General features: G+C 73.5%; 3 protein-coding genes and 1 pseudogene. All 4 read right to left on the bottom strand.

The features are described from left to right. Window positions 1-33: 33 nt before the first annotated feature. Window positions 34-1,332 (bottom strand): pseudouridine synthase, encoded by a 1,299-nt coding sequence (locus ACFWM7_RS34565; protein ID WP_383268542.1) that lies wholly within the window; start codon window positions 1,330-1,332, stop codon window positions 34-36. Then, on the bottom strand, window positions 1,332-1,988 hold the full coding sequence (scpB, locus tag ACFWM7_RS34560) for an SMC-Scp complex subunit ScpB (RefSeq protein WP_383268540.1): 657 nt from the start codon (window positions 1,986-1,988) through the stop codon (window positions 1,332-1,334). Before scpB ends, ACFWM7_RS34565 begins: the two co-directional genes overlap by 1 nt. Next, on the bottom strand, window positions 1,985-3,028 hold the full coding sequence (locus tag ACFWM7_RS34555; RefSeq protein ID WP_383268537.1) for a segregation/condensation protein A: 1,044 nt from the start codon (window positions 3,026-3,028) through the stop codon (window positions 1,985-1,987). The genes scpB and ACFWM7_RS34555 overlap by 4 nt, the downstream gene beginning before the upstream one ends. An 83-nt stretch (window positions 3,029-3,111) precedes the next feature. Next, window positions 3,112-3,291: pseudogene (locus ACFWM7_RS34550) on the bottom strand (hypothetical protein); the annotation flags it as partial.

The following is a 3,291-nucleotide window of genomic DNA, read 5'->3' as shown; positions in this document are numbered from 1 at the left end:
CAGCTACCGGCCGCGGGCCTTGGTGAGGAGCCGCTAGAGACCGACCTCGCGCATCAGCATGCCGACCTCGGTGTTGGTGAGGCGGCGCAGCCAGCCGGACTTCTGGTCGCCGAGCGGGATCGGCCCGAAGGACGTCCGCACCAGCCGCTCAACCGGGAAGCCGGCCTCGGCCAGCATCCGGCGCACGATGTGCTTGCGGCCCTCGTGGAGGGTGACCTCGACGAGGTAGTTCTTGCCGGTGTTCTCGACGACGCGGAAATGGTCGGCGCGGGCGTAGCCGTCCTCCAGCTGGATGCCGTCCTTGAGCCGCTTGCCGAGGTCGCGCGGCAGCGGGCCCTGGATGGCGGCCAGGTAGGTCTTCTTCACACCGTACTTGGGGTGCGTGAGGCGGTGGGCCAGCTCACCGTGGTTGGTGAGCATGATGATGCCCTCCGTCTCGGTGTCGAGACGGCCGACGTGGAACAGCCGCGTCTCGCGGTTGGTCACGTAGTCGCCGAGGCACTGGCGGCCGTCCGGGTCCTCCATCGAGGAGACGACCCCGGCGGGCTTGTTCAGTGCGAAGAAGAGATACGACTGGGCGGCGACGGTCAGGCCGTCGACCTTGATCTCGTCGCGGTGGACGTCGACTCGCATGCCCTGCTCGACGACGATCTCGCCGTTGACCTCGACACGGGACTGCTCGATCAGTTCCTCGCACGCGCGGCGCGAGCCCATGCCGGCCCGGGCGAGGACCTTCTGCAGCCGCTCGCCCTCCTGCTCGGCGCCCGGGTGGGTCTTGGGGAGGTTGATCTCGGGCTTGTTGGCGTACCGGTCGCGGTTGCGCTGCTCGATCTTGGCGTCCAGCTCGCGGGGGCGCGAGGGGGCGCCGCCACGCCGGAAGCCGCCGCTGCGGGCGCCGCCGCCCTGTGCGGGCTTCGGGCCGCCCTTGGCGCCGCCGCGGGCCGCCGAGCCACGGCCCTTGCGGGGACCGTCCTCGCCGCCGCGCGCGCCGGGGGCGTCGTTGCCGACGTCGTAGCGGCGCTCCTCGGGACGGGGACGGCGGGGACGCTGGTCGCCGCCGTCGCGCCCGCCCTGGTAACCGCCGCCCTGACCGCCGGGGCGTCCGCCCTGACCGCCGGGACGCCCGCCCTGGCCACTGCCGCCGCGTCCGCCGCCCTGACCGCCGGAGCGTCCGCCCTGGCCGCCGCCCTGGCCCTGGCGGAAGGACCCGCCGCCGTCACGCCCGCCCTGACCGCGTCCGCCGCCCTGTCCCCCGGGACGCCCGCCCTGGCCACCGCTCCGGCCGCCCTGGCCGCCGCTGCCGCTTCCGCTGTTCCTGCCACTGCTTCGCATCAAAATTCCGTCTTGTCGTCTGCGTGAGTATCCGGGGTGTCCGGTGCGTCCGGATCGAACGACGGCACACCCTCTAGCGTCTCAGCCTCGATCGCGTCCGCCTCCGGGAGGAAGGGCGCGAGCTCCGGGAGCTCGTCCAGGCCGCGCAGGCCCATTCGCTCCAGAAAGTAGTTCGTCGTCCTGTACAGGATCGCACCTGTTTCGGGTTCCGCGCCCGCCTCGGCCACCAGGCCCCTCTGGAGGAGGGTCCGCATGACCCCGTCGCAGTTCACTCCGCGTACCGCCGAGACCCTCGATCGGCTCACCGGCTGCCGGTACGCGACCACCGCCAGGGTCTCCAGCGCGGCCTGGGTGAGCCGGGCGTGCTGGCCGTCCAGGACGAATCCCTCCACGGCCGCCGCGTACTCGGGCCGGGTGTAGAACCGCCAGCCGCCCGCGACGAGCCGCAGGTCGAAGCCCCGGCGCTGCACGGTGTACTCGTCGGCCAGCTCCCGCAGCGCGTCCGCCACGGCCCTGCGCGGCCGCTGGAGCACCTTGGCGAGGTGGTCGACGGTGGCGGGCTCGTCGACGACCATGAGGACCGCCTCCAGGGCGGGCTTGAGGTCGAGCGAGGCGACCGCGCCCTCGTCCCGCCCCCGGTCCGGCTGCTCGCTCATTCCCTTACGCCCTCCTCGTCCGTGCCGCCATTGAGCTCCTGGTCGAACTCGTCCGTCACCACCGGCTCCGCGCCCTCCCCGCCGGACCAGGTCACCAGCAGGTCGCCCAGCGCCTCCTCCTGCTCCAGGGTGACGGCCTTCTCGCGGTACAGCTCCAGCAGGGCCAGGAAGCGGGCCACCACGGTCAGGGTGTCCGGCGCGTCCTCGGTCAGCGTCCGGAAGCTGACCGCCTCCCCCGCCGCGCGCAGCCGCTCCACCACCAGGCCCGCCTGCTCCCGGACGCTGACCAGCGGGGCGTGGATGTGGTCGACGTACACCTGGGGCTTCGGCTTCGGCTGCATCGCCTTCACCGCGAGCTTCGCGAAGCCCTCGGGCCCGATGCTGATGACCACCTCGGGCAGCAGCGCGGCGTGCTGGTCCTCCAGGCCGACCGTACGGGGGTGGCGGCGGGCCTCCGACTCCAGGCGGTCCTGGAAGATCTCGGCGATGTGCTTGTACGCGCGGTACTGGAGCAGCCGCGCGAAGAGCAGGTCCCGCGCCTCCAGGAGCGCCAGGTCCGCCTCGTCCTCCACTTCGGCGGCGGGCAGCAGCCGGGCCGCCTTGAGATCGAGGAGGGTGGCGGCGACGACGAGGAACTCGGTGGTCTGGTCGAGGTCCCAGTCGGGGCCCATGGCGCGGATGTACGCCATGAACTCGTCGGTGACCTTGGAGAGGGCGACCTCGGTCACGTCCAGCTTGTGCTTGGAGATCAGCTGGAGGAGGAGATCGAAGGGGCCCTCGAAGTTCACCAGCCGGACGGTGAACCGCTTGTCGTCCGGCTCCGGCTCCGGAACCGTCACCGGCTCGGTCGCGGCCTCCGGTACGGGGACGGCCTCCGGCTCCGGTACGGGCTCCTCCCGTACGGCCTCGGGTTCCGGCCCCGGCCCCGGCTCCGGCTCCGGCACGTGCACGGGCTCCGACACGGGCTCCCGGGCCGCCACGCCCGGCCCCCGCCCCAGGGCGCGGCGGCGCGGGGCGGCGGGGCCGTCGGGCGTGGGCATGGTGGTCCAGGGGTGGGGCGGCGGCGCGGACGGGGTGCCGCCGGGCGGCGGGTCCTGCGGGGCAGGCTACCCGCGCGCGCCGCTCAGCGGCCGCGCAGCCGCCGTACGAGGATGCTCGCGTCGCCCCGGGACTCCAGGTCGGCCAGGACCACCGCCACCGCCTCGCGGACGATACGGCCGCGGTCCACGGCCAGGCCGTGTTCGCCGCGTAGGACGAGCCGGGCGTGTTCGAGGTCCATCAGCTCCTCGGCGGAGACGTAGAC

Source organism: Streptomyces sp. NPDC058375, from assembly GCF_042723425.1.
In the GTDB taxonomy this organism is placed as follows: domain Bacteria; phylum Actinomycetota; class Actinomycetes; order Streptomycetales; family Streptomycetaceae; genus Streptomyces; species Streptomyces durocortorensis.
The sequence above is the reverse complement of the archived record's forward strand: the minus strand, read 5'-3'. Positions and strand labels throughout refer to the sequence as shown.